At 70.5% G+C, this 22,598-nt stretch carries 18 protein-coding genes; 2 read left to right on the plus strand and 16 right to left on the minus strand.

Going from position 1 to position 22,598, the window contains the following annotated elements:
- Positions 1-20: 20 nt before the first annotated feature.
- Entirely contained in the window at positions 21-1,331 is a 1,311-nt protein-coding gene (locus EHF44_RS06360) for an MFS transporter (protein ID WP_124682979.1), read from the minus strand.
- A gap of 160 nt (positions 1,332-1,491) precedes the next feature.
- Complete coding sequence (locus tag EHF44_RS06365; protein ID WP_437340327.1) at positions 1,492-1,779, minus strand: hypothetical protein; 288 nt, start codon at positions 1,777-1,779, stop codon at positions 1,492-1,494.
- A 292-nt stretch (positions 1,780-2,071) separates the two neighbouring features.
- Here EHF44_RS06365 and EHF44_RS06370 point away from each other — a divergent pair, with 292 nt between their 5' ends.
- Positions 2,072-2,953, plus strand: coding sequence for a DODA-type extradiol aromatic ring-opening family dioxygenase (locus EHF44_RS06370; RefSeq protein WP_124685014.1), 882 nt, complete (start codon positions 2,072-2,074; stop codon positions 2,951-2,953).
- A gap of 24 nt (positions 2,954-2,977) precedes the next feature.
- Here EHF44_RS06370 and EHF44_RS06375 read toward each other — a convergent pair whose 3' ends face one another.
- From EHF44_RS06375 to EHF44_RS06390, 4 genes are all read right to left on the minus strand, one after another.
- Entirely contained in the window at positions 2,978-4,192 is a 1,215-nt protein-coding gene (locus tag EHF44_RS06375; RefSeq protein WP_124682981.1) for an MFS transporter, read from the minus strand.
- A 34-nt stretch (positions 4,193-4,226) separates the two neighbouring features.
- Positions 4,227-5,450, minus strand: coding sequence for an MFS transporter (locus tag EHF44_RS06380; protein ID WP_124682982.1), 1,224 nt, complete (start codon positions 5,448-5,450; stop codon positions 4,227-4,229).
- A 112-nt stretch (positions 5,451-5,562) separates the two neighbouring features.
- Positions 5,563-5,913: a GFA family protein gene (locus EHF44_RS06385; protein WP_124682983.1), complete on the minus strand. Its 351-nt coding sequence runs from the start codon at positions 5,911-5,913 to the stop codon at positions 5,563-5,565.
- A gap of 201 nt (positions 5,914-6,114) precedes the next feature.
- Positions 6,115-9,708 carry an indolepyruvate ferredoxin oxidoreductase family protein gene (locus tag EHF44_RS06390; protein ID WP_124682984.1) on the minus strand — a complete coding sequence of 1,198 codons (3,594 nt, stop codon included), beginning with the start codon at positions 9,706-9,708 and terminating at the stop codon, positions 6,115-6,117.
- Between the two features lie 324 nt (positions 9,709-10,032).
- On the opposite strand from EHF44_RS06390, the gene EHF44_RS06395 reads away from it, so the two are divergent.
- Positions 10,033-11,400 (plus strand): NYN domain-containing protein, encoded by a 1,368-nt coding sequence (locus EHF44_RS06395; RefSeq protein WP_124682985.1) that lies wholly within the window; start codon positions 10,033-10,035, stop codon positions 11,398-11,400.
- Positions 11,401-11,539: 139 nt separating this feature from the next.
- Here the strand turns inward: EHF44_RS06395 and gspF are convergent, their stop codons facing one another.
- From gspF to EHF44_RS06445, 10 genes are all read right to left on the minus strand, one after another.
- Positions 11,540-12,757, minus strand: a complete 1,218-nt coding sequence (gene gspF / locus EHF44_RS06400) for a type II secretion system inner membrane protein GspF (RefSeq protein WP_124682986.1) — start codon at positions 12,755-12,757, stop codon at positions 11,540-11,542.
- 3 nt (positions 12,758-12,760) lie between these two features.
- Positions 12,761-14,302, minus strand: a complete 1,542-nt coding sequence (gene gspE, locus EHF44_RS06405; protein WP_172966018.1) for a type II secretion system ATPase GspE — start codon at positions 14,300-14,302, stop codon at positions 12,761-12,763.
- A gap of 5 nt (positions 14,303-14,307) precedes the next feature.
- Positions 14,308-16,683: a type II secretion system secretin GspD gene (gene gspD, locus EHF44_RS06410; protein WP_124685016.1), complete on the minus strand. Its 2,376-nt coding sequence runs from the start codon at positions 16,681-16,683 to the stop codon at positions 14,308-14,310.
- A gap of 37 nt (positions 16,684-16,720) precedes the next feature.
- Positions 16,721-17,527: a type II secretion system protein N gene (locus tag EHF44_RS06415; RefSeq protein WP_124682987.1), complete on the minus strand. Its 807-nt coding sequence runs from the start codon at positions 17,525-17,527 to the stop codon at positions 16,721-16,723.
- A complete protein-coding gene (locus tag EHF44_RS06420) occupies positions 17,527-18,132 on the minus strand; it encodes a type II secretion system protein M (protein ID WP_124682988.1) in 606 nt (201 codons plus the stop codon). The genes EHF44_RS06415 and EHF44_RS06420 overlap by 1 nt, the downstream gene beginning before the upstream one ends.
- A complete protein-coding gene (gene gspL / locus EHF44_RS06425; protein WP_124682989.1) occupies positions 18,129-19,712 on the minus strand; it encodes a type II secretion system protein GspL in 1,584 nt (527 codons plus the stop codon). Before gspL ends, EHF44_RS06420 begins: the two co-directional genes overlap by 4 nt.
- Before the next feature lie 244 nt (positions 19,713-19,956).
- Positions 19,957-20,964, minus strand: a complete 1,008-nt coding sequence (gspK, locus tag EHF44_RS06430) for a type II secretion system minor pseudopilin GspK (RefSeq protein ID WP_124682990.1) — start codon at positions 20,962-20,964, stop codon at positions 19,957-19,959.
- Positions 20,964-21,689 carry a PulJ/GspJ family protein gene (locus tag EHF44_RS06435; protein WP_124682991.1) on the minus strand — a complete coding sequence of 242 codons (726 nt, stop codon included), beginning with the start codon at positions 21,687-21,689 and terminating at the stop codon, positions 20,964-20,966. Before EHF44_RS06435 ends, gspK begins: the two co-directional genes overlap by 1 nt.
- Positions 21,679-22,077 carry a type II secretion system minor pseudopilin GspI gene (gspI, locus tag EHF44_RS06440; protein ID WP_124682992.1) on the minus strand — a complete coding sequence of 133 codons (399 nt, stop codon included), beginning with the start codon at positions 22,075-22,077 and terminating at the stop codon, positions 21,679-21,681. The genes EHF44_RS06435 and gspI overlap by 11 nt, the downstream gene beginning before the upstream one ends.
- On the minus strand, positions 22,074-22,583 hold the full coding sequence (locus tag EHF44_RS06445; RefSeq protein WP_124685017.1) for a prepilin-type N-terminal cleavage/methylation domain-containing protein: 510 nt from the start codon (positions 22,581-22,583) through the stop codon (positions 22,074-22,076). Before EHF44_RS06445 ends, gspI begins: the two co-directional genes overlap by 4 nt.
- Between the last annotated feature and the right edge of the window lie 15 nt (positions 22,584-22,598).

Consider the following 22,598-nt stretch of genomic DNA (forward strand, 5'->3'; position numbering starts at 1 on the left):
AGGGCGGCAATGGCCTGGCGTCAGGCCAGCTTCTTGCCGGTGCGGTCGTGCATGAAGATCAGCGCGACAAAGCTGATGGCTGCCGCGGCAATCACGTAATAGGCCGGCGCCAGCTTGTTCTGCGTCGATTCGATCAGCCACGTCACGATCAGCGGGGCAAAGCCGCCGAAGATCGTCACGGCGAAGTTGTAGGCCAGCGACAGGCCCGTGGAGCGCACCTCGGTCGGGAACTGCTCGGCCAGCACGGCCGGCGCCGGGCCCGTGAACGCGGCCAGCAGGATGCCGAGCACGATCTGCACCTGCAGCAGCGTGGCGGTGGTGGGCGACACGTTGAGCCAGTGGAACAGCGGGTACGCCAGGGCCAGGATGGTCAGCGCCACCACGCTCAGCATGCGCTTGCGGCCCACGCGGTCGGACAGCATGCCCATCAGCGGACACAGCACCAGGATGATGGCGCCGCAGATGGCGGTGGACTGGAACGTCGCGCCCAGCGGCAGGCCAAGCTGCTGCTTGGCGTAGGACGGCATGTAGAACACCAGCACGTAGGTGCAGACCGTCCACAGGATGGTCACGCCCAGGCCGGCCAGCACCTCGCGCGGGTGGTCGCGCAGCACCTGCGACAGCGGCGAAAACTTCACATTGCTGGCGCGGCGCTCGGCCTGGCGCTGCTCGAACTCGGGCGGCTCCTCCAGGTGCGAGCGGATGTACATGCCCACCGGGCCGATCAGCAGGCCGAACAGGAACGGGATGCGCCAGCCCCAGGCGTCGATCTGCGCCTGGTCCAGCCCGTTGGTGACCAGCGCGCCCATGGCGGCGCCGAGCATGAACGAGATCCCCTGGCTGGCCTGCTGCCAGCTGGCGTAGGCGCCGCGTTCCTCGTCCGGTGCATGCTCGATCAGGAACGCCGTGGCGCCGCCCACCTCGCCGCCGGCCGAAAAGCCCTGGATCAGCCGTGCCAGCACGATCAGCGCCGGCGCCCAGAGGCCGATGGAGTCGTACGTGGGGGCCAGGCCGATGATGGCCGTGCCCAGCGCCATCAGCAGGATGGTCAGCGTTAGCGCCGCCTTGCGGCCGACGCGGTCGGCATAGACGCCCAGCACGATGGCGCCCACGGGCCGCATGAAGAAGCCCACGCCGAACGTGGCAACGGTGAGCAGGAACGACGTCAGGTCATTGCCGGTGGGAAAGAACAGCTTGGCGATGATGACGGCAAAGAAGCTGTAGACGGTGAAATCGAACCATTCCAGGCCATTGCCGATGGTGGCGGCAATGATCGCGCGTCGTCGGGTGGCGCGGGACAGGTCGTTGGCGGATGCGGCGGTAACGGACATGAGGCAGGAAACTGCTGAAGAAGAACCGGTGGATGCCCCCGCCGGTGTGCCCCGGCGGTGACGCAAGTCGACATCTTAAGCGATTCCTTACATCGTTTCGTCGAACGGCTATGCCGCCGACGTGGATGACAGATCACGTGTCAACCATGTCCACGCACGGTCAGCCGGCGTGGTGGCCGGGCGGATGTGCGGCGGGCGGGGTCTGGGTAGGGGCGCCAAGGTCCAGCGTGGCAGCCGGGGCGGCCGGCGCCGGGCGCTTGCGCGTGAACCAGAGCCAGGCGGCGCTGGCCAGCCATCCCACCAGGAACACGGTGTCGCCGGCGTGGTTCAGCAGGGCCGGGGCGTAGGGGGTGCCGAAGATGTCGGCCAGTACGTCGGCCGGCAGCCGCGCGACGATCCACAGCAGCACGGCCGGGCCGCTGCCATAGACGCCGGGCTGCCACCACAGCGCGTGGGGCAGGGCGTGCAGGGGATCGAAACGCTTTGACACGGGCTTTCTCCGGCGGATGCGTAACGCGCATCTCTGCGGCAATCATAGGCCGATTCCCGCTGCGGCCGCTGTCAGACAAGCGGAAACCGGCGTGGGGTGTGTGCGGTATCCAACGCCCGTCACAGCGGGCGCCGCGCACGTTCAAGTTTTTTGCAGGACTTGTCCGCAAATGGCATGCGCCAGCGGCCGCCGGGTTTGCCAGACTGGGGCCATCGCTTGAAAAGCCAGACAGGTTGCTGCCATGACCCCGATGCTTCCCGCCCTTTACGTGTCCCACGGATCGCCGATGCTGGCGATCGATCCCGGCCCCACCGGCGCCGCCTTCAGCGCGCTGGGCGAGCACCTGCGCGCGCTGCGGCCCAAGGCCGTGCTGGTGATCTCCGCGCACTGGATCTACAGCACGCTGGCCGTCGGCACGCGCGCCCGCCAGGAGGCGTGGCACGACTTCGGCGGCTTTCCGCGCGAACTGTACGCGCTGCGCTACGACGCCCCGGGCGCCCCGGACGTGGCCGCGCGGGTAAAGGCGCTGATCGAGGCCGCCGCCATTCCGGGCGCCGGCTTTGTCGCCCAGGACGAGGATCGCCCGCTCGACCACGGCGCGTGGATGCCGCTGCGCTTCTTCTTTCCCGATGCCGACGTGCCGGTGGTCCAGCTTGCCTTCAACCCGTACCTGAGCCCGGCCACGCAGATCGAGATCGGCCGCGCGCTGGCGCCGCTGCGCCAGGAGGGCGTGCTGGTGGTCGGGTCGGGCAGCTTCACCCACAACCTGCAGGAAGTGTTCGGCAGCGGCGCCCGCAAGGCCCAGCATGGGCCGCAGACCGAGCCGTACGTCGACGCGTTCCGTGGCTGGATGGCCGACGCGCTGAACGAGGCGCTGGCCACGGGCGACGTCAGCCGGATTGCCGACTACCGCACCCAGGCGCCGTACGCGCGCCGGGCCCACCCAACCGACGAGCACCTGCTGCCGTTCTACGTCACGCTGGGCGCGGCGCTGGGTCCGGCCACGGCGGCTGGGCAGGACGCGAGCGTGTCCCGCGTGGCCGACGAGGTCACCTACGGCGTGCTGGCGATGGATACGTTCGTGTTCGACGGCATCGGCGCCGGCCACGCGCCGCTGCCCAAGGCCGCCTAGGGACGGGGCCAGGCCCTCAGGTCGTCAGGTCGTCAGGTAGCGCCGCACGGCCCGGGCGCCGAACAGGGCGATGTAGCCCATCGTCAGCGCCACCACGGCCAGCCCGGCGCGCAGTTCGGCCAGGTGGGCCACGCCGCCGATCAGCACCGGGCCGATCAGCAGCCCGACGTAGGCAAAGCGCGCCACGCGGGCGATGGCCTCGGCCGCGGTCACGCCCGGCAGGCGCGACGCCGCCACGAAGAAGATCGGCACCATGTTTGCCGCGCCCAGCCCCATCAGGCTGAAGCCGACCAGCGCGGCCAGCGGGTACGGCACGGCAATCGCCAGCGCGATGCCGGCAAAGCCGAGCCAGGCGCTGCCGGTGAGCGTGCGGGCATCGCCAAACCGGGCGCGCAGGCGGTCGCCGCCAAAGCGGCCGCAGGCCATGCCGCCCGAGAACGCCGCGTAGCCGAAGCTGATCCACGCCAGCGGCGCCATCGCCACCTCGCGCATGTAGACCGTGGTCCAGTCGTACATCGCGCCTTCGCCCACCAGCCCCAGGAACGCCATCAGCCCAAGCAGCCACAGCGCGCGCGACGCGTGCTCGCGGTGGTGATCGGCCGATGGCAGCACCGGATGGTCGGCCAGCAGCCCGCGATGACTGGCCAGCGCCACGGCCGCCGTCAGCGCGGCGATCAGCGCGGTGTGCGCCAGCGGCGGCACGTGCAGCGCCAGCATCAGCCCGCCAAACGCCGCGCCGGCCATACCGCCCAGGCTGAACATGCCGTGCAGCGCCGACATGATCGGCCGGGTCCGGCTGGCCTCCACGGTGGCGGCCTGCGCGTTCATGCCGACGTCGAACAGCGCGTTGGCCATGCCGAAGACCAGCAGCGCCGGCAGCAGCAGCGCAAAGCTGGGCATTGCCAGGATCGCCAGCGTCATGCAGGCGAACGCCAGCCCGCCGATCATCGACGCCCGCGCGCTGCCCATCCGGCCAACCCAGCGGCCCACCGGGCCCATGATCAGGATCGCGCCGCCGGCTACGGCCAGCATCGCCAGCGACAGCATGGCGTCGGACAGCCCGAAGCGCGCCTTGATCGTCGGGATATGGACGCCCCAGGTGGCAAACGTGGCGCCGTTGGCAAAGAACAGCGCCATCGTGCCGCGCGTGGCGCGCGAGACGGCCGCCGGCGACGGGGCCGGGGTGGCGGCAGCGGACGAAGGGGCGGATGAGGGCGTTTCGATCGAATAGTCGGACATCGGGTACGGCCGGACAGCGGATGGCGGAAAAGTTTCAGGCGGGCGCGGCTACCTGCCGCAGCAGGCCCCGCTGGTGCAGCGCGAACGCGAAGGCGCCCAGCGCGCCCACGGCCAGCGCCACCATGACCCACAGCATGAGCCAGTAGCCGCCGGCCGCGCGCCACAGCAGCGCGCCGAACCACGGCGCGGCCGCCTGCATCAGCAGCACCGGGGTCATCATCAACCCGTTCAGCGTGGCGTAGTGATGGCGCGAGATCAGCTCGGGCATGGCCATCGCGCGCAGCATCGTGTTCACGCCATTGGCGCAACCGTAGCAGATGGCCGCGACCATCAGCCAGTAGCCGTGGCCAAGGGTCAGGCACAGCAGGCCCAGGCTCATGACGATGTAGACCGGCATCGACAGCCGCACCGGGTGGCGCGTGGGCAGCCGCGCCATCGCCAGGCGCCCCGCTACCTGCGCCGGGCCGATCAGCGCCGCCACCACGAGCTGCTGGCCCACGGGCATGCCCTTTTCGGTCAGCATCGGGATCAGGTGGGCGCCCAGCAGCGACGCGATGACCGCCGTGGCCGTGAACGCCAGCACCACGGCCCAGAACACGGGCTGGCGCAGCGTGGACCGCGCAATGCCCGGCGACCCCGCGCCCGGCACCGGCGTGCCGCCATAGGTGGCCTGCACGGCGTAGCGCAGCCGCGCATGCAGCGGCGCGCAGACAAACAGGTTCAGCGCGGCAAAGATCACCAGCGTCTCGCGCCAGCCCAGATGCAGCACCAGCCATTGGCCCACCGGGATGAAGATCGTGCTGGCAAAGCCGGCCAGCAGCGTCACCTGGACGATGGGTTTCTGGTAGCCGTCGCCGAACGCCTGGCGCAGCACGACGAAGGCGGGTTCGTACAGCGTGGTGGCCATGGCCAGCCCGAGCGGCAGCCACATCAGCAGGAACAGCGCCGGCGACGGGCTCCACGCCCAGAGCAGCAGCCCGATGGCCGCCAGCACCGACCCCAGCCCCATCACCTTGCGCGCCGGCACGCGGTCCAGCAGGCGGCCCACCGCGAACGAGCACATCGCCCAGACCAGCAGCCCCAGCGAGAACCCGCCGGCCAGGAACGGCTTGCCGAAGCCCAGCGCGTCGTGCATCGGCCCGATGAAGACCGTGAAGGTGAAGTACAGCGTGCCCCAACTGATGATCTCGGTGATGCCGAGCGTCCAGACGATCTGGCGGGGCGACAGCGCGGGGGCGGGGGCGGCGGAGGCGGTCATGGCGCGCCCGGCGCAGGCGGGAGCGCCGGTGCGATGCGGTGAGAGAAGCGGGAATTGTATCGGCGCGGCGGCCGGGGAGGAAAGGCGCCCGTAGGGGGGTAGGGCGCCCGGATTACTTGTGCAGCCCGTCGTAGTCGATGACCTTGAGGCCCGCCAGGTCCACGCCGTCCAGGCAGCGCGCGTTCACGGCGGCGGTGGGATTGCCCTGCGGGTCGGTGGCCTCGGAATACGGCCCGATGCCGCAGGTGGGACAGAACCGGTGCGCGATCTTCATCGTGTTGAACCGGTAGGTGGACGCGTTATCCTCGGGCGTTTTCAGCCGGAAGCTGGCCTTCGGCACGAACCACAGCAGATGGCCGCGCCGCCGGCACATCGTGCAGTTGCATTGCAGGACTTGCGTGATCTCCCCGTCGGCCTCGAAGGCGACGCGGCCACAGTGACAGCTTCCCTGGTAGGTGGGCATGGTGAGCTCCGGTTGGCGGTCGCGACGTCGGGTTGGCTCCCCTCTCCCGCGCGCGGGAGAGGGGTCGGGGGAGAGGGTGTGGCGGCTTACGTTGCGACCGGTTTCATCAGAACCGCTGGCCCTCTCCCCCAGCCCCTCTCCCGCCATGCGGGAGAGGGGAGCAAAACGATACGTCAGCCGGGAGCACCGCCCCCGGCATCCTCAAGCCGCCTGCTGCCCCGTCTTCGGGTCGCGGAAGACCTTCAGCAGCCTGTCCCACTTGGCGCGGGCGGCCTTGAGGTTGTTTTCCTTGACGTGGCCGAAGCCGCGGATGTCGTCGGGCACGTTGGCCAGCTCCACGGCCGTGGCGTGGTTGGCGGCCGACAGGCCCCGCGACAGCTCGTCCAGCAGCGTGCGGTATTCGACGATCAGCGCGCGTTCGGTGCGGCGTTCCTCGGTGCGGCCGAACACGTCCAGCGGGCCGCCGCGCAGGCCCTTGAGCCGGGCGAGGATGCGGAACAGCGTCATCGTCGACGGCCCGAAGCGGCGCTTGACCAGGTGCCCCTTGTCGTCACGCCTGGCCGTGGCCGGCGGCGCCAGCCAGAAGTTGAGCTGGTAGTCGCGGCCCGGCTCGCCCTCGAACTGGGCGCGCAGCTTGTCCAGGAACAGCGGGTCGGTGTACAGCCGCGCCACCTCGTACTCGTCCTTGTACGCCATCAGCTTGGCCAGGTTGCGCGCGGCGGCCTCGGTCAGCGGCAGCGGCTTGCCGGCGCCGACCAGCGCCGATTCGGCGGCGCGCACGCGCTGCACGGCCTCGCGGAACTGCGCGGCATAGGCCGCGTTCTGGTAGCGGGTCAGCAGGTCCGCGCGGCTGGCGATCAGCTTTTCCAGCAGCGCGCCGCTCGACGTCGGCAGCTTCACCACGTCGGCGCCTTCGGTCTGGGTCTTGAGCTTGCCGGTCAGCGCCAGCACGTGGTCCGGGTCATGGGCCATGTGGCGGCCCCAGTCGAACGCGGCCTTGTTCTTGTCCACCGACACGCCGTTCAGCTCGATGGCGCGCTCCAGCGCGGCCAGCGTCAGCGGAATCCAGCCCTTCTGCCAGGCGTAGCCCAGCACCAGCGGGTTGGTGTAGATCGTGTCGCCCAGCAGCGCCACGGCCAGCGCGCTGGCGTTGATGAAGTCGCAGGCGTCGCCCACGGCGTTGCGGATGTCCTGCTCGGCCGACATGCCCGGGAACTGCCACTTCGGGTCCTTGATGAACGCGGCGGTCGGCGTCTGGGCCGTGTTGACCACGGCGCGCGTGCGGCCCGACTGGGTCTTGGAGATGACCTCGTCGGTGGCCGACACGATCGCGTCGCAGCCGATCACCAGGTCGGCCTCGCCCATGGCGATGCGCGTGGCATGCAGGTCCTGCGGGCTGGCGGCGATCTGCACGTGCGACAGCACCGCGCCGCCCTTCTGCGCCAGGCCGGCCATGTCCAGCACGGTCACGCCCTTGTTCTCCAGGTGCGCGGCCATGCCCAGCAGCCCGCCGATCGTCACCACGCCGGTGCCGCCCACGCCGGTCACCAGGATGCCGTACGCGCGCCGCATGTCGGGCAGCGCCGGCAGCGGCAGTTCGGGCAGGCCGCCCATCGAGATGCCGTGCGCCGTGGGCTTGCGCACCTGCGCGCCCTCGGCCGTGACAAAGCTCGGGCAGAAGCCGTTCACGCAGGAGAAATCCTTGTTGCACGACGACTGGTTGATCTGGCGCTTGGTGCCCAGCTCTGTCTCCAGCGGCTCCACCGACAGGCAGTTCGACTTGACTGAGCAGTCGCCGCAGCCTTCGCACACCGCGTCGTTGATGAACGCGCGGCGCGCCGGGTCCGGGAATGTGCCGCGCTTGCGGCGGCGGCGCTTCTCGGTGGCGCAGGTCTGGTCGTAGATCAGGATCGTGCAGCCGGGCACCTCGCGCAGTTCGCGCTGGATGGTGTCCAGCTGCTCGCGCGGGTGCACGGTCAGCCCGTCGGGCAGCTTGATCGCGCTGTTGTACTTCTCGGGCTGGTCCGTGACGATGACGATCTTCTTCGCGCCCTCGGCCGCCACCTGGAACGCGATGTCCTGCACCGAGAGCTGGCCGTCCACGGGCTGGCCGCCGGTCATCGCCACCGCGTCGTTGTAGAGGATCTTGTACGTGATGTTCACCCCGGCCGCGATCGACGCGCGGATCGCCAGCAGGCCCGAGTGGAAATAGGTGCCGTCGCCCAGGTTGGCGAACACGTGGCTGTCGCCCGCGAACGGCGCCTGGCCGATCCAGGCCACGCCCTCGCCGCCCATCTGGCTGAACGTGCTCGTGTTGCGGTCCATCCAGACCGTCATGTAGTGGCAGCCGATGCCGGCCAGCGCGCGCGAGCCCTCGGGCACGTTGGTCGACGTGTTGTGCGGGCAGCCCGAGCAGAACCACGGCTTGCGCTCGGCGGTCACGCGCGGCGTGGCCAGCGCGCGTTCCTTGGAGTGGATCACCGCCAGCCGGGCCTCGATGCGGGCGCGGATGTCCGACGGCAGGTCGAACTTTTCCAGTCGCGTGGCGATGGCCTTGGCGATGATGGCCGGCGACAGCTCGTAGTGCGCCGGCAGCAGCCAGTTGTTCTGCGGGATCGACCACTCGCCGCCCGCGTTGTCGCGCTCGTCGAACTTGCCGTACACCTTGGGCCGCACGTCGTCGCGCCAGTTGTACAGCTCTTCCTTGAGCGCGTACTCCATGATCTGGCGCTTTTCCTCGACCACCAGGATTTCCTGCAGCCCCTCGGCAAACGCGCGCGCGCCGTGCGCCTCCAGCGGCCAGACGCAGCCCACCTTGTACAGCCGGATGCCCAGCCGGGCGCAGGTGTCGTCGTCCAGGCCCAGGTCGGCCAGCGCCTGGCGCGTGTCCAGGTACGCCTTGCCGGCCGTCATGATGCCGAAGCGCGCGTGCGGCGAATCGATCTCGATCCGGTCGATCTTGTTGGCGCGCACGTAGGCCAGGCCCGCGTACCACTTGAAGTCCAGCAGCCGGGCTTCCTGTTCCAGCGGCGGGTCCGGCCAGCGGATGTTCAGCCCGCCCTGCGGCAGCACGAAGTCGTCGGGAATCACGATCTGCACGCGGTGCGGATCCAGCTCGACCGATGCCGACGATTCCACCACGTCGGTCACGCACTTCATTGCCACCCACAGGCCCGAGTAGCGGCTCATCGCCCAGCCGTGCAGGCCGTAGTCCAGGTATTCCTGGACGTTCGACGGGTACAGCACGGGCAGGCCGCAGGCCTTGAAGATGTGCTCGGACTGGTGCGCCAGCGTGGACGACTTGGCCGAGTGGTCGTCGCCGGCCAGCACCAGCACGCCGCCGTACTTGCTGGAGCCAGCGGAGTTGGCGTGCTTGAAGACGTCGCCGGTGCGGTCCACGCCCGGGCCCTTGCCGTACCACATGCCGAATACGCCATCGAACCGGGCGTCGGGGTACATGTTGACCTGCTGCGACCCCCACACGGACGTGGCGGCCAGGTCCTCGTTCAGGCCGGCCTGGAACACGACGTTATGCGCCGCCAGGTGCTTCTTGGCCTTCCAGAGTGATTGATCGAGCGCGCCGAGCGGCGAGCCCCGGTAGCCGGAGATGAAGCCGGCGGTGTTCAGCCCGGCGGCGCGGTCGCGTTCCTGCTGTAGCATCGGCAGCCTGACCAGCGCCTGCGTGCCGCTGATGTAGATGCGGCCACGCTCCAGCGTGTACTTGTCTTCGAGGGAAACGTTTTCGAGCGCGCGGCGGATGGCGTCGCTGACCGGTGGGGTCAGGGGGGCATTCATGGGTGCTCCTCTTTGGGCCCTGCGTGGGGCATGCTGTCGGGATCACCGACACATCAGTTATGGGCGGCCGTCCGCTGGTCTCTTGTGGAGGCATTGGGCAGCCGTGTCTCTGCGCGGCATGGTAGCACCGGCGTGCAGGCCGCGGTACCGTGCGATGCAGCATAAAACGCGCCAGATGCCCCCGTGATTTCCCGTATACGCGCGGCCCGCGCGTGTACACTGCGGTGCATCCAACGGGCGCGCGCCCGCGTCGCATGACGCCCGCGCGCCACACGCCGGCCACCCCGCCATGGTGCAACCGGCCCCATCGAGAAGAACCCGACCATGACCAATTCCCCCCGCCAGGGCGCCACCCTGGCCGTGCTGATCGACGCCGACAACGCGGCGCCCGCCATCGTCGAAGGCCTGCTGGCCGAGGTGGCCAAGTACGGCGTGGCCGCCGTCAAGCGCATCTACGGCGACTGGACGCGCCCGAACCTGTCAGGCTGGAAGGACCGCCTGCTGGCCCATTCGATCCAGCCGATCCAGCAGTTCCGCTACACCGTGGGCAAGAACGCCACGGACAGCGCGATGATCATCGACGCGATGGACCTGCTGTACACGGGCCGCTTCGACGGCTTCTGCATCGTGTCGAGTGACAGCGACTTCACCCGGCTGGCGTCGCGCATCCGCGAGCAGGGCCTGATGGTGTACGGCTTTGGCGAGCGCAAGACGCCCAAGCCGTTCGTGACGGCCTGCGACAAGTTCATCTATTCGGACGTGCTGCGCGCCGGCGTGGCCGATGCCGATACCGACAGCGACGCCGAGACCGAGGCCGCCCCGGCCGCGCGCCGCCGCAGCAGCCAGGAACTGCGCCAGGACTCGCGGCTGGTGCGGCTGCTGCAGAACGCGTCGCAGGCCGTGTCCGACGAGGACGGCTGGTCGACGCTGGGCGGCATCGGCAACTACATCGCCAAGCAGGCCCCCGAGTTCGATTCGCGTAACTACGGCTACGGCAAGCTGTCGGAACTGGTGGCCGCCACCAACCTGTTCGAGGTGGAAACGCGCAACTGCGGTAACAACAAGACCATCTGGGTGCGGCTGAAGAAGCGCGGCAAGGGCGAGGGCGGACAGCAGGGCGGGCAGGGGGTGGTGCAGTCTTCCGGCCAGACTTCCGGCCAGCCGCAGGCGCAGGCCCAGCCCCAGGGCGGCCAGCCGCGTCCGCCGCAGGGCCAGCCGAAGCCGGCCCCGCAGCCGCCGACCACGACGGTCGCCCAGCCGGTGCCGCCGGTGGAAACCCCGGCCCCGGTCGTCGACATCGACGCCATCCCCGAACCGGCCCCGGCGCTGTCCGCCGAGACCGAGGAAGAGGGCGCCGGCTCGGCCTCGACGCTGATCGCGGAAACCGTGGACCCGGTGGAAGAAGCCCCCAAGGCCCGCGGCAAGCGCACCCGCCGCCCCGAGGTGACGCTCAGCGAAACGCCGTGGCCGATCGACCAGTCGGTATTCTCGGCGCCGGGCACGACCGTGCTGTCGGCATCGGCGCCCGTGGTGGCGGTGGAAACCGTGGAATCGCGGGAAGCGGTGGCAGAAGACGTGACGCCGGCCGCCGAGGAAGCCGCGCCGGCCAAGGCCCCGGCCAAGACCGCCGCCAGGAAGGCCGCCCCGCGCAAGCGTGCGCCGGCCAAGAAGAAGGTGGCGGGCGGGGAGTAAGGGGATTTGTCGGTGCCGGAGAGGGAGCCACCGCGCGCCCCAAGCCCCTTGGTTTGCTCCCCTCTCCCGCGCGCGGGAGAGGGGTTTGGGGAGAGGGCAAAGGCGTATCGAAACCCGACAGCCTTGGCCCGTCCCCCAGCTACCGCACCAACTGATTGATCTCGATAATCGGCATCAGCACCGCCAGCACGATCAGCAGCACCACCACCCCCATCGTCAGGATCAGCAGCGGCTCCAGCAAGCTGGTCAGGAACAGCGTGCGGCGTTCCAGTTCCTGGCCCTCGCCCGTGGCGGCGCGCTCCAGCATGACCGGCAGGTTGCCGGTGGCTTCGCCGGAGCGGATCAGGTGCACCAGCACCGGCGGGAACTGGTTCTGCGCGGCCAGCGCGCGGGCCAGTGACGCGCCTTCGCGCACCCGCGTGGTGGCATCGTCGACGTTGGCCTTGAGCGCCACGTTGGTCAGCGTCTCGCCGGCGGCCTGCAGGCTGCGCAGGATCGGCACGCCGGCCGATACCAGGATGGCCAGCGTGCTCGCAAAGCGGGCCGTGTTGTAGCCACGGATCAGCTTGCCCACCAGCGGCGCGGTCAGCAGCCAGCGGTGCCATGACAGCCGCACGTCGGGCTGCCGCAGCAGGCTGCGCACGATGGCCGTGACCACCGCGATCACGGCCACGGCGGCCCACCACCAGTTGCGCACGAAATCGGACAGCCACAGCATGACGATCGTCAGCGTGGGCAGCTTCTGCTTGGTGTTGGCGAACACGCTGACCACCTGCGGCACCACGTACGACAGCAGGAAGATGACGATCGCGAACGCCACGAACGTGACGATGGCCGGGTAGGTGAACGCCAGCCGGATCTTCGACGTAAGCTGGTTGCGCGTCTCGATATAGGTCGCCAGCCGCTCCAGCACCACGCCAAGGTGGCCCGAGTGCTCGCCCGCCGACACCAGCGCGCGGTAGATGTCCGGAAAATCCTTAGGATGCTGGGCCAGCGCCACGGACAGCGAACTGCCGCCCATGACTTCCGCGCGGATGCCGGCCAGCAACTCGTGCACGTACTGGCGCTCGGCCTGGTCGGCCAGCGCGCCGAGCGCCTCGTCCAGCGGCAGGCCGGATACGATCAGGCTGGCTAGCTGGCGCGTGAACAGCGCCTGTTCCTGCGTGGTCAGCCGGCGCACGAACATGCCGCCGCGGCTGCGCTGGGCCAGGCCGGCGCCGGCCAGCGCATCGACGGTGATCGGCGTCAGCCCGCGCGCGCGGAGCTGCGAGCGCGCCTGCCTGGGACTGTCGGCCTCGATGACGCCGCGGTCGGCGCGGCCAGCGGCGTCGGCGGCTTCGTAGCGAAAGGCGGGCATGGCTTACTCGCGCGTGACGCGCAGCACCTCTTCCAGCGAGGTGGCGCCGCTGTCGATCCAGCGCTGCGCGTCGCCGCGCATCGTGTGCATGCCCTTGGCCAGCGCCACCTGCTTGATCTCGGATTCGGGCTGCTGGCGGTGGATCATCGTCTGGATCTCGCTGTCCACGGTCAGCAGTTCGTAGACGCCCATCCGGCCCTGATAGCCCGAATGGCCGCACTTGTCGCAGCCCACGGCGTGCCACACGCGCTGCAGCGGGCGGCCCTCGGCCTGCAGCGTGGCGGCGTCGGCGGCGGTCACCTCGATCACTTCCTCGCGCTTGCAGTGCGGGCACAGGCGGCGTACCAGCCGCTGCGCCAGCACGCCCAGCAGCGACGACGACAGCAGGAACGGCTCGATCCCCATGTCCACCAGCCGCGTCACGGCCGACGCCGAGTCGTTGGTGTGCAGCGTGGCCAGCACCAGGTGGCCGGTCAGCGACGCCTGCACGGCAATCTGCGCCGTTTCCAGGTCGCGGATTTCGCCGATCATCACCACGTCCGGGTCCTGCCGCAGGATCGCGCGCAGCGCCTTGCCGAACGTCATGTCGATACGCGGGTTCACCTGCGTCTGGCCGATGCCGTCGAGGTCGTACTCGATCGGGTCCTCGACGGTCATGATGTTCGTCGTGTGCGAATCGAGCCGCGACAGCGCCGCGTACAGCGTGGTGGTCTTGCCGGAGCCGGTCGGGCCGGTCACCAGCACGATGCCGTGCGGCTGGCGCACCAGGTGGTCGAAGCCGGCCAGCGTCTCGCGCGCCATGCCCAGCTTGGCCAGGTCCAGCCGGCCAGCCTCCTTGTCCAGCAGACGCAGCACCGCGCGCTCGCCGTGGCCGGTGGGCAGCGTCGACACGCGCACGTCAACCGGCCGGCCGCCCACGCGCAGCGTGATGCGGCCGTCCTGCGGCAGCCGTTTCTCGGCGATGTCGAGCTGCGCCATGATCTTGATCCGCGAGATCAGCGCGCCGTGCAGCGCCTTCTTGGGCCGCACCACGTCGCGCAGCGTGCCGTCCACGCGGAAGCGCACCACCGACGACGACTCGAACGGCTCGATGTGGATATCCGACGCCTGCTCGCGCGCGGCCTGCGTCAGCAGCGCGTTGATCATGCGGATGATCGGCGCGTCGTCCTCGGATTCGAGCAGGTCTTCCACGGCCGGGATGTCCTGCATCAGCCGCGACAGGTCCACCTCGCCCTCCACCTCGCCCACCACCTGGGCGGCCGAGCCGTCCTGGCGGTTGTAGGCGTCGGACATCGCCGCTTCCAGCGCGGCCGGCTCCAGCACGCGCAGGTGCAGCGCGCCATGCACGCGCGCCACTTCGGCCAGCGCGGCCGGCGAGGTCTTGCGGCTGACCCACACTTCCAGCCCGTCCGGGCGCTGATGGGCGATCAGCAGCGGGGCCTCGCGCGAGAACGAATACGACACCAGCCGCGCCGCCATGGGCGACGGCGGCTCCAGCGGGGCCTCGGCCCCGGCGGCGGGATTGGCGAGTGTTTCGGTAGCCATGGTGCTCAGCCCTGCGGGCGCTGGACGGCTGCCCCGTCGTTGAGCGACAGCGGACGCGGCGGCACCTGCGGCGCCGGCTGCGGTGCGGGCGCGGCCGGCAGCGTCGGGTCCAGCGGCAGCGGTGCCTGCACCGGCCCGTTGTAGCGCGGATCGACGAACGGCGCCGACGGCGCGTCGGCCGGCGGCAGCACCGGCGTGTCCTTGTCGCGTACGACCATGTTAGGCGACACGAAGCCCTGCTGCTGGCCGCGGATGTACTCGTAGCGGTCCTGCGTCAGGCGGTCGGTCGCGCCGGCCGTGCGCATCACGTACGGCCGCAGGAACACCAGCAGGTTGGTCTTCCGGCGGTTCTTGTTCTCGTAGCGGAACAGCGAACCCAGGTAGGGAATGTCGCCCAGCAGCGGCACCTTCTGCACGCCGTCGCCGTAGCTGTCCTCGATCAGGCCGCCCAGCACGATGATCTGGCCGTCGTCCACCAGCACGTTGGTCTCGATCGACCGCACGTTGGTGGTCGGCCCCTGGATCAGCGTGGCCGTGCTGGCCACCACCGACGACGACTCCTGGTAGATCTGCATCTTGACCTGGCCGCCTTCGGTGATCTGCGGGCGCACCCGTAGCGTGATGCCGACGTCCTTGCGGTCGAAGGTCTGGAACGGCGATACCGTCGACGTGCTGCCCGTCTGCGCGTACGAGCCGGTCGTGATCGGAATGTTCTGGCCGATCAGGATCTTGGCTTCCTCGTTCTCCAGCGTGATCAGGTTCGGCGTCGACAGCAGGTTCACGCTGTCGTTGGTGCCCAGCGCGCTGATCAGCGCGCCCAGGCCCGACGACCGGTTGACCACGCCGATGTTCAGCCCGCCGATGTCCGGCACGAGCTGCTGCGCGGCGGCAATGCCGGCCGTGTTGTTGTTCCGGTACAGCAGGCCGGCCAGCGTCAGGTTCAGGATGTTCTGGCCGCCGGTGCCGAAGTTCGTGCCGGCCACGCCAATCGTGTTGCCGGCCTGGTTGACGATGCCCTGCCACTGGATGCCAAGCTGCTGCGCCTGGGTAGCCGTGACCTCGACGATCATCGTCTCGATGTAGACCTGCGCGCGGCGCGCGTCCAGGTCGTCGATCACGACGCGCAGGTTGCGGTAGACCGGCTCGCTGGCGGTGATGATCAGCGAGTTGGTCGACTGGTCGGCCTGGATCGTGCCGCCCGTGGTCGGCTGCTGGTTGACCGCGAACGACGCCGAGAACGCGTTGGAGCCCGTGCCGCTGCCGAAGCCCGAGGACGACGACGATCCGCTGCGGTTGTAGCCCGTGGTGCCGCCCGAGTACTGGCCCGCCTGCTGCGTGCCCGTGTTCTGGAACGTGCCCGTGGTGGCGCTGGTGGCGCCGGCCTGGCCGGGCTGGGCCGTGCTGGCGAACGAGCTGTCGGCCGCGACGATCGCGCGCAGCGTGGCGGCCAGCTTCACGGCGTCGGCGTTCTTGAGCGGCACCACCCAGATGTTGCCGGGCCGCGCGAACGGCTGGTCGATCTTCTCGATCAACTGGCGTGCCTGCTGCACGCGCGCACGGCTCGTGGCGCGGATCATCAGCGAATTGCTACGCGGCTCGGCCACCACGGTGGTCCGCAGCGACGCATCGGTCGCGCCCGCGCCCCCGCCGGCACCGCCGGCCGCCGACGGGTCCAGCAGCTTCTGCAGCACCACGGCAGCGTCGCTGGCCACGGCATTCTTGAGCGGGATCAATTCCACCTCGCCCGACGCCGGCGCGTCCACGGCCGCGATGATGCGGGCCAGGCGGCGCAGGTTGTCGGCGTAGTCGGTAATGACCAGCGTGTTGTTGGCCGGGTAGGCGGTAATCGTGTTGTTCGGCGCAATCATCGGCCGCAGCACGGGTACCAGGTTGTTGGCCGACTCGTAGTTCAGGCGGAACACCTGCGTCACCACCTGGTCACCCCGGCCGGCGCCGCCGCCGATCACCGTGGGCGAGCCCTGCAGCTTGGCATCGGCCTCCGGCACGACCTTGGTGAACCCGTTCGACTCGACCATCGCGTAGCCCTGCATGCGCAGCACCGAACCGAGCGTTTCCAGCGCCTGGGCGCGCGACACCGGCTGCTCGGTCACCAGGTTCACGGTGCCCTTCACGCGCGGGTCGATCACGAAATTCTTGCCCGTGGCCTGGCCCACCGCCTTGACGACCGATTCCAGGTCGGCGTTGACGAAGTTCAGCACCACCTGGTCGCGGTTGCGCGGCGTGATGTCGTTCGGTTGCGGCACCGGCTGCTGCGGCTGTGCCCAGGCCAGGGCCGGCGACAGCAGGGACAGGGTGCACAGCAGCGCCGTGGCGCGGGCGCAGGCGGTTCGGACAAGTCGGTGGGTGGATTGCGTGGTCATCATCGGTTCCAGGCTTGGGCTTCGGCAGCTTCGGCAATCAGAAGCGCAGCCTTGTCACGTTGTTTTCTGTTCGTCCCAGCAGGCTCAGCAGGCCCGCAAGCTGGGTGGCCGCCTCGGGGTCGGCGTGCGCCGTGCCCTCGAAGCGGGACTGCCGGCCAAGGGTGCCGCTGCCCTCCAGGTGCAGCGGCCCGGCCGTGGTGCTCAGTTGCAGCTTGCCATCGGCGCCGGTCAGGTCGACCTCCGCGCGATAGCTGCCCAGCGGGCGCAGGCGGCTCACCGCCGCGGACATCTGGTCGAGCTGCAGCGTCAGATGTCCGAATTTCTGGTTGCCGGCGAACTTGCCCTGCAGCGCGGACCAGTCCACGCGCATCGTGCCGTCCGGGCGCAGCGTGTTGAACGGCGCGCCGATGCCTTCCAGCAGCGACGCCGGCAGCCGGATGCTGCCCGGCTGCACGGTCCAGCCGGCCGGCGTGGCCGCCACCGTCACGGGTGCGGCCATCGCCATGTCCTGTTCCAGCACGATGCGCAGCGTGCCGGCCAGCATCGGCCAGAACGCCACGTCCCACGTGAGCCGGCCCGGCAGGACGGTGGCCGTCTGGCTGCCCGTGCCCGCCGACAGCGCCAGCGTGGCGCTGCCGTGCCAGAGCGTGCCCGCCGCGTCGGCCAGCAGCACGCGCCGGCCGGTTTCGGTGGCGATGCGGTCCGCCATCCACGTGGCCGGCATCGATGCCACCACGGTCACCGCTACCGTCGCGACGCCCAGTATCGCCCAGCGCAGCCACTGCCAGCCGCGCGACGCGCGGGCTTGCCGGCGGGGCAGGCGCAGTGCTTCGAGCCGCGCCATCAGTTGCGGCCGCCGGCACCGGGGCCCTGCAGCGTCGCCGTGACGTTGACCAGCGCCGTGGCGCCAACATAGCTGATGCGCGCGTCGGTCACCTTGAGGCGCTGCTGCGCGCGCACGTCCTGCAGCCAGCTTGCCACGGCGCCGAACGGCACCTTGTCCAGCTGGACCTGCACGGCGTTGTCGCCGGTGGCGGCCAGCCGCGTGGCCTTCAGGCCGTGCTGGTCCAGGTTGTCCTGCAGCGCCTGCGTCAGCGCATCGCCGCGTAGCGACGGTGCCGGACTGGCCTGCAGGCCGCGCGCTTCCTGCGCCAGCGTTTCCATTTCGGCCAGGTCCGCACGCTGGGCGGGCAGGTTGCGGATCAGGCGGTCGCGGCCCGTGGCGGCCGGCTCCCAGAGCACGAGGTAGCCGAATACCAGGACCAGCACGACCGTGCCGCCGCCCAGGATGGCCTGCTCGCGCGGGTTGCGGGCGTTCCAGAAGGTGTCAAACCGCTCGCGCCAGGCGGGCGGCACGCGCGGCCGCAGGCGGGCCAGCCGGGCGGCCGGGCTGTTGCCGGCGGGCCGGGCGGCAGGCTTTGCGGGGTTGGTGGGCTTGGCGGGCGTCATGATGCGGCCCTGCCCGGCGCCTTGCCTTCGGCGCGCGATTCGCTGCGGATCGTCCAGCGCGATCCCGGCGGTGTGGGAGCCCCGCCCGCGCGGACGGCGGCGTCGGGTGGCGTCTTGTCTTCTTCCATCTGTAGGCCCGCCTGCCGCACGGCGCTGCGCAGGGCGTTGGTGTTGGTGCCGGCCTTGAGCGCGACGTAGAGCGTGCCGGCACGGTAGTCGAGCTGCAGCAGCGCGTCCGGCGGCAGGCTCTGCGCGGCGCGCGCGAAGCCATCGGCCAGCGGCAGGAAATCGCCCGGCGTGCTGCGGCCGCTGGCGGTGCGAAGCTGTTCGATCTGGCGGCGCATCAGCAGCGGCGGCTCGGCCACGGGCGGGACGTTCGGAAAGGCGGTGTGCAGGATGTCGACCTGGGCGGCCTCGATGCGCCGCGATTCCTGGCGCAACATCAGCCACTGGGCGTTCATGCCGATGATCTGGACCAGCACCAGCGCCACGGCCAGTGCCACCGGCAGGCGCCAGGCCAGCAGGTTCCAGCGGTCCATCGTGCCCTGGGCGAATTCGAACTGGGCCAGGTCGACCTGCGGCTCGCGCAGGCAGGCTTCGGCGCCGGCCAGCCAGATGCGCCAGTCTTCGGAAATCCGCGATGCCCGCGCGATGCGGCGCTGGTTGCGCAGCGCCGGCACGGGCGCGTGGGCCAGGGCCGCCTTGTCGCCGTGCCATTCGCCGGCCGGGGCCAGGGCCTGCCACGCGGCCAGCGCCTGGTCGTTGAGCAGCAGGCCGTAGCCGTCGTAGGGGCCGGTGCGGACCGTGAGCTGCCACAGCCGGGCCGATTCGGCGGCGGCGGGCGGGGGCGCGGCGGCGTCGAGTAGTCCGGCCGACGGGGCCAGTGCCGACGCGGCGGCTTCCACGACCAGCGTGGCGGCCGGTACCGGTTCGTCCGGCACCACGGGCGCCTGCGGCACGGCCGGGGCGGGCGCCGGCTCGGCGCCTTGGGCCAGCGTGGGCGCGGCGCCTTCGGCCAGGGCCGGTTCGGGCAATTCGGCCGCAGCCGGGGTCTCGGCTTCGGGTTCGGGTTCGGCTTCCGCTTCGGCCAGCGGCAGGCAAAGCTGCGCGGGCAGCACGCTGCGGCGGCGGTGCTTGTGTTCGGCGAACTGGTCCAGCGCGGCGCGCAGCCAGGCGCGGTCGGTCACCATCAGCAGGCGGCGGCGCGGGCCGCGCGCCGGGGCGGACGGGTCCAGCGCGGGGCCCAGCGCGATGTGGCAGGGCGCGGCGTCGGTGGCCAGCACGTCTTCGATCAGGTTCGGCAGCGCCAGCCGCAGGCGGGCCGGCGGCAGCGGCGGGACCATCGCGGCGGTCAGCAGCACGTCGCTGGCGGCGACGATCAGGACCAGGCGGTCCGCGGCGGGCATGTCGGCGGGCAGTCCGTGGCCTTCGCGCAACAGCTCGGGCGCCGGCGGCGTGGCGCCGGGCCGGCTTTTCTCGGCGGAAGCCCGTACCAGCGCAAACGGCATCGCGCCAAACTGCCACGGTTGCGGCTGGTCATGCGGCCGGTGCGGCAGGCGGACGTAGAGCGTGGTACTCAAGATTTCCCTGTTATCAGTGGCGAAGTCGCGCTGGAGGCGCCTGGGAGCTGCGATGGGCCCCGGAATGCCGTCCTGGGCGGGCGCCACGGTGGCGCGCGGCAGGGTGCCGCGGTGGGCCGGGCTCGGTGCAGCAGCATACCTTGCCTGTGTGACTTAACCGCGTCAATAGCTACCCATCTGATTCTGCGGAAGGATGACGCCGACACGCATCGGGGCAAAAACCGGCTTGCGGCCCGGCGGCGTTTCAGCGTTGCGCGGGCATGGCGTCGGCGTCGCGTACCCAGACGATGCGCGTACTGCTGCCGCTGCCCACCACGTCCGGCCGGTAGACCAGCGACACCTTGAGCCGCCGCGCCCGGTCGTGCCGCACCAGGCCGTAGATCAGGAAGTAGCGGGTTTTTACATCCACGGTGCCCGCGGAAGCGTCCGCCTGCGGGGCGATGCCACGGAGCTGGTTGGTGATGTCGCCCGTATTCCGGAAGTAGCTGCGGTCCCGCTGGCGCACCAGCTCGCGCGCGCGGTCGATCGGCAGCTTGTCGATCACCGCCGCCAGCACCTCGGCCTCGGCGGTATTGGCGTTGACCAGCGTGCGCTCCGGCAGCACCGTGACAAACGGCTCCAGCACCGCGATCATCGCCGGGGTGTAGCCGGGGATGGCCAGCAGGTCCTCGATGCTGTCGGGCGGGCGGGGCGCCGGCTGGCCGTTCGTCGATACGCCGCGCGCGGCGCGCAGGAAATACTGCGCCGTGGGCTCCGCCAGCCCGGCGTTCATGCCGAGCGTTTGAAGCAGGCGCCGGAAGGCCGCGAGGCTGACGGGATTGACGTTGACGACCCGCCCCGTGGCGTCGGCCTGCCATTCATAGAGGTTGGTCAGGTTGAAGCGCGCCTGGGCGTCGAGGATCCGGCCCGAGACGAACGACGTCTCGCCGCCTTCGGCCGTGCTGACGCCGGCGCCCAGGAAGTCGGACAGCCGGGTTTCGGCCACGGGCACTGACCACGGCTCGCCCAGGTAGTCGACCTGCGAGCGGCGCTGGTCGTCGCGCAGGATCAGCCGCGACCAGTCGACGGCCGCCTTCTCGATCCACGCGGCCTGGGCCACCAGGCGCTGGTTCTCGATGGAGCGGATCTGCACCTGCTGGCGCCAGAGCATGCCCGAGACCACGACCACGGCCAGCGTCACCATCAGCAGCGCGGTGACCACGGCGGCGCCGTGCTGGCGCGACAGTGGGCGGAAGCGGGTGGCGCGCGTCATCACATCCCCGTCATGCAGACTTTCTGGAACTGGCGCGGCGTGTCGCCGTCGCCCATCCGGGCCAGCACGGTCAGTTCCACCGCGCGCAGCGACACGGCGTCAGAAAAGGTCGATGCCTGCGCGTCGCTGGCGCCGGTGGCCTGGGCGGCCGCCGCCGCCGCGCTGGCCGCCGCGTTGCCCTGCACCAGCGCCGTGCGCACGCGGTTGCTGTCGACCACCCAGCCCACCGGCTCCACCCAGGCGCGGGCCGAAAGCTGGTCGGCCTGGCCCAGCAGCGGCCGCACCTGCACGCCGGTGCTGCCGGCCTGCCGCAGCGCCAGCAGCGCGCTTTGCACGTCGTTGCGGGAAATGGCGGCGCGGCTGGCCACGCGCACCACGGTGTCGCCGTCGAGCCGGTACGCCACCACCTGCCACGTCGGCGGCTGGCCTTCGTCGCGGCGGTCGCGCACCATCAGCAACTGGTTCGGAGCGATCTCGACCGGGCTGGCCTGCAGTTGCGCGGGCTGCGCCAGGTGTTCGCAATCGGACTGGAACTGGCCGTAGAGGACCTTGAGCGCGTCGAGCCGGGCGTCGTGGTCGATCAGCCGCTCGCGCGTGCGGGTCAGGGAATCGAGCGCGCGCCAGCCGATGACGGCCATCACCGCCAGCAGCGTGATGGCCACCAGCATCTCCAGCAGCGTGAAGCCGCGCGGGCGGGCGCGGCGGAGGCGGCGCTCAGAGGACATTGCGGGATTCATTGGGCACCAGCGTCACCAGCCACGCCAGCCGTACCGACTTGTTGGTGGCCGATGGATACACGGCGATCTCGACGCGCCGGAACGACGGGTTGGGCGTGCCCGAGATCGATTCCTCGCACCACAGCGCCACGCCGCCCTGCGGGCAGTCGTAGCCGCGCGTGCCCGGTTCGGGCCAGGTCTTGGACAGCCGCAGCGTGGCCAGGTGGTTCTCGGCGCTGAACTCGGCCAGCATGCGCTGCTGCAGCGACGCGCTGGACTCGGTCATCGACCCCATCGCGCGCATGGCGGCGGTCAGCGCGACGGCCAGGATGGTCAGCGCCACCAGTACCTCGATCAGCGTGAAGCCGGCCGGGGCCGGGCGGGGGCGCCGACTCATTGCGTCACCGTGGCCACGTAGCGGCCGCTGCCGTCGCCGGCCACATCCACGCGGATGTCGCCGCGGGTGAGCACCAGCCGCTGCGGTTCGTCGATCAGTTCACGGCCGAAGATCAGGCGCACGGGGCCGTTGCCAGGCTGGCGGCCGCCCTGGACTATCACGGCGCCGTCCAGCGGAATGCGCCAGCGGCCTGGCGCAAAGACGTCGGTGCGCAGCGGCACCCAGCCCTGCGGCGTGGATTCCAGAAAGCGCCATCCCGTGGCGTCGCCTTCCCAGGCCAGCGGCCGGGCGCCTAGCTGTGCGTCTTCCTGGGCGAGTTCGAACAGGCGGGCGATGCGCTGGCCGTCATCGAGCACACGGCCGCGGTCGTTGGGCGTGGCGTTGACGGCCACCAGGGAAATGACGATGCCGGCGATCACCATGACCACCAGCAGTTCGAGCAGCGTGAAGCCGCGCGGCCGGCGACGCTGGAGAAAGGCGGCCTGGCCGCGCGGCGTCGCCGGCATCATGAGGAAAGTGGG

The sequence above is a fragment of the Cupriavidus pauculus genome (genome assembly GCF_003854935.1).
In the GTDB taxonomy this organism is placed as follows: domain Bacteria; phylum Pseudomonadota; class Gammaproteobacteria; order Burkholderiales; family Burkholderiaceae; genus Cupriavidus; species Cupriavidus pauculus_C.

Excerpts from the sequence above, each read along its gene's own strand:
- EHF44_RS06360 (WP_124682979.1), bottom strand. The coding sequence starts at position 1,331 with ATGTCCGTTACCGCCGCATCCGCCAACGACCTGTCCCGCGCCACCCGA.
- EHF44_RS06370 (WP_124685014.1), top strand. The coding sequence starts at position 2,072 with ATGCTTCCCGCCCTTTACGTGTCCCACGGATCGCCGATGCTGGCGATC.
- EHF44_RS06375 (WP_124682981.1), bottom strand. The coding sequence starts at position 4,192 with ATGTCCGACTATTCGATCGAAACGCCCTCATCCGCCCCTTCGTCCGCT.
- EHF44_RS06380 (WP_124682982.1), bottom strand. The coding sequence starts at position 5,450 with ATGACCGCCTCCGCCGCCCCCGCCCCCGCGCTGTCGCCCCGCCAGATC.
- EHF44_RS06385 (WP_124682983.1), bottom strand. The coding sequence starts at position 5,913 with ATGCCCACCTACCAGGGAAGCTGTCACTGTGGCCGCGTCGCCTTCGAG.
- EHF44_RS06390 (WP_124682984.1), bottom strand. The coding sequence starts at position 9,708 with ATGAATGCCCCCCTGACCCCACCGGTCAGCGACGCCATCCGCCGCGCG.
- EHF44_RS06395 (WP_124682985.1), top strand. The coding sequence starts at position 10,033 with ATGACCAATTCCCCCCGCCAGGGCGCCACCCTGGCCGTGCTGATCGAC.
- gspF (WP_124682986.1), bottom strand. The coding sequence starts at position 12,757 with ATGCCCGCCTTTCGCTACGAAGCCGCCGACGCCGCTGGCCGCGCCGAC.
- gspE (WP_172966018.1), bottom strand. The coding sequence starts at position 14,302 with ATGGCTACCGAAACACTCGCCAATCCCGCCGCCGGGGCCGAGGCCCCG.
- gspD (WP_124685016.1), bottom strand. The coding sequence starts at position 16,683 with ATGACCACGCAATCCACCCACCGACTTGTCCGAACCGCCTGCGCCCGC.
- EHF44_RS06415 (WP_124682987.1), bottom strand. The coding sequence starts at position 17,527 with ATGGCGCGGCTCGAAGCACTGCGCCTGCCCCGCCGGCAAGCCCGCGCG.
- EHF44_RS06420 (WP_124682988.1), bottom strand. The coding sequence starts at position 18,132 with ATGACGCCCGCCAAGCCCACCAACCCCGCAAAGCCTGCCGCCCGGCCC.
- gspK (WP_124682990.1), bottom strand. The coding sequence starts at position 20,964 with ATGACGCGCGCCACCCGCTTCCGCCCACTGTCGCGCCAGCACGGCGCC.
- EHF44_RS06435 (WP_124682991.1), bottom strand. The coding sequence starts at position 21,689 with ATGTCCTCTGAGCGCCGCCTCCGCCGCGCCCGCCCGCGCGGCTTCACG.
- gspI (WP_124682992.1), bottom strand. The coding sequence starts at position 22,077 with ATGAGTCGGCGCCCCCGCCCGGCCCCGGCCGGCTTCACGCTGATCGAG.
- EHF44_RS06445 (WP_124685017.1), bottom strand. The coding sequence starts at position 22,583 with ATGCCGGCGACGCCGCGCGGCCAGGCCGCCTTTCTCCAGCGTCGCCGG.